The organism is Frankia sp. AiPs1, assembly GCF_023716945.1.
Classification (GTDB): Bacteria; Actinomycetota; Actinomycetes; order Frankiales; family Frankiaceae; genus Frankia.
This window is the reverse complement of the sequence record NZ_JAMQQF010000738.1, coordinates 1-2,395: the sequence shown is the minus strand read 5'-3', so window position 1 is coordinate 2,395 and position 2,395 is coordinate 1. Positions and strand designations below refer to the sequence as shown.

The following is a 2,395-nucleotide window of genomic DNA, read 5'->3' as shown; positions in this document are numbered from 1 at the left end:
GGACGACGCCACCGCGGAGCTCGCCGACCTGGCCGGCTCGGCGCTCGACGCGGCGCTGGCGATCGCCCGCGCCGGCCTCGCCCCGGACCTGCCCGCGGTCCGGCTCGCCGTCATCGGCATGGGCAAGTGCGGGGGCCGGGAACTGAACTACGTCAGCGACGTCGATGTCCTGTTCGTCGCCGAGCCGGCGCCGGCCACGCCACCGACCGCGGCTCAGCCGGGCGGGGCGGCATCTGGCGGGGCGGCATCTGGCGGCGAGGTGGAGCTGCGGGCGGCGACGCGGATGGCCGAGGGACTCGTGCGGGCGGCCGGGCTGGTGACCTCCGCGGGCGCGTTGTTCCAGGTTGACGTCGGCCTGCGCCCGGAGGGCCGCGACGGCGTTCTGGTGCGCACCCTCGACAGTCACCGCACCTACTACCGACGCTGGGCCCGGACCTGGGAGTTCCAGGCACTGCTCAAGGCCCGCCCGATCGCCGGCGACATGGTGCTCGGTGCGGAGTTCTGTGCCATGGTGGCGCCGCTGGTCTGGACCGCCGCGTCCCGGCCTGACTTCGTCGCCGACGTGCGGGCGATGCGCCGCCGGGTCGAGTCGACGTTGTCGTACGCCGAGGCGGAGCGCAACCTCAAGCTCGGCCCGGGCGGGCTGCGCGACGTCGAGTTCGCCGTCCAGCTCCTGCAGCTCGTGCACGGCCGGGTGGACGCGAAGCTGCGGGAGCGTTCGACGCTCGCCGCCCTCGACGGCCTCGCCCGCGGTGGGTACGTGGGCCGGCGCGACGCCGCGGACCTCACCGAGGCGTACCGCTTCCTGCGCAACGCCGAGCACCGGCTCCAGCTCCAGCGCCTGCGCCGGGTGCACAGCCTGCCGCGGGATCCGGGCGAGCTGCGCTGGCTGGCCCGGTCGATGGGGATGCGGACCGCCCAGGACTTCGCCGACGCCCACGCCCGGATCGTGCGCACCGTGCGGTCACTGCACCAGAAGCTGTTCTACGCTCCGCTGCTGGAGGCGGTCGCCCGGCTGTCGACCGAGGAGGTCCGGCTGTCCCACGCCGAGGCGCAGCAGTGGCTCGCCGCGCTGGGATTCGCCGCCCCGGACCGCTCACTGCGCCACATCGAGACGTTGATCAGCGGGGTGAGCCGGACGGCGGTGATCCAGCGGCATCTGCTACCCACGTTGCTGCCGACGCTGGCCGATGCGCCCGATCCCGACGCGGGCCTGCTGGCCTACCGCCGGGTCAGCGAGGCGCTCGGCCGCGCCCCCTGGTACCTGCGGCTGCTACGCGATTCCGCCGGCGCCGCCGACCGACTCGCCCGGGTCCTCGCCACCAGCCGGTACGTCGCGGATCTGATGACGCGGGCGCCCGAATCGGTCCGCCTGCTGCGTACCGAGGCCGACCTCGTCCCGGTGTCGCGCGCGACGCTCAGCCGAACGATGCTGGCGATTGCGCACCGCAACCCCGACTGGGAGGACGCCGTCGGGCGGTGCCGGGCGGTGCGCCGGGAGGAGCTGGTCCGGGTGGCCTGCGCGGATCTGCTCGGCCTGCTCGACGTGGCCGCGGTCGGACGGGCCCTGGCGGACGCCGCCGCCGCCACCGTCGCCGCGACGCTGCTCGTCGCGGAGCGCCGGATCGCCGGGGGAGATCCCGCCGACCTGCCGGCGCGGATCTCCGTCATCGCGATGGGCCGGCTCGGCGGGGCGGAAATGTCCTACGGCAGTGACGCCGACGTCCTGTTCGTGCACGAGGCCCGGCCGGGTCACTCGGCGCAGCAGGCGCACCGGGCCGCCGCCGAGGTGATCGGGGAGCTGCACCGGCTGCTCGCCGTTCCCGGGCCGGATCCGGCGCTTCGGCTGGACACGACGCTGCGCCCGGAGGGCCGCAGCGGTGCCCTGTCGCGTCCCCTCGACGCCTACGACGCCTACTATCGCCGTTGGTCGCAGGACTGGGAGTCGCAGGCGTTGCTGCGGGCGCAGCCGCTGGCGGGGGACTCCGAGCTCGCCTACCGGTTCTGCCGGCTCGCCGACACGGTGCGCTACCCGACGACGCTGCCGGCGACGGCGATCGATGAGATCAGTCGGCTTCGCGGTCGGATGCGGCGCGAGCGGATCCCCCGCGGGGTCGATCCCACCCGTCACCTGAAGTTCGGTCCGGGCGGGCTCACCGACGTGGAGTGGGCGGTGCAACTTCTCCAGCTGCGCCACGGCCGGCAGGTCCCGGTGCTGCGCACCACGTCGACCCTCGACGGCCTGCGGGCCGCGGTGCTCGCCGGGTTGCTGGGCGAGGCGGAGGCGGGTGACCTGCAGGCGGCCTGGCTGGCGGCGTCGCGGCTGCGCAACGCGAGCACGCTCGCGGGCTGGCCGCGGCCGGACGTGGTCCCTGATCGCCCGGCAGCGCTGGAG

Annotated in this window: 1 protein-coding gene; it reads left to right on the top strand. The window is 75.2% G+C overall.

The window, feature by feature from the left end:
- Positions 1-2,395, top strand: a 2,395-nt coding sequence (locus ND748_RS30115; protein WP_251749609.1) for a bifunctional [glutamine synthetase] adenylyltransferase/[glutamine synthetase]-adenylyl-L-tyrosine phosphorylase, incomplete at both ends; no start/stop codon positions are given.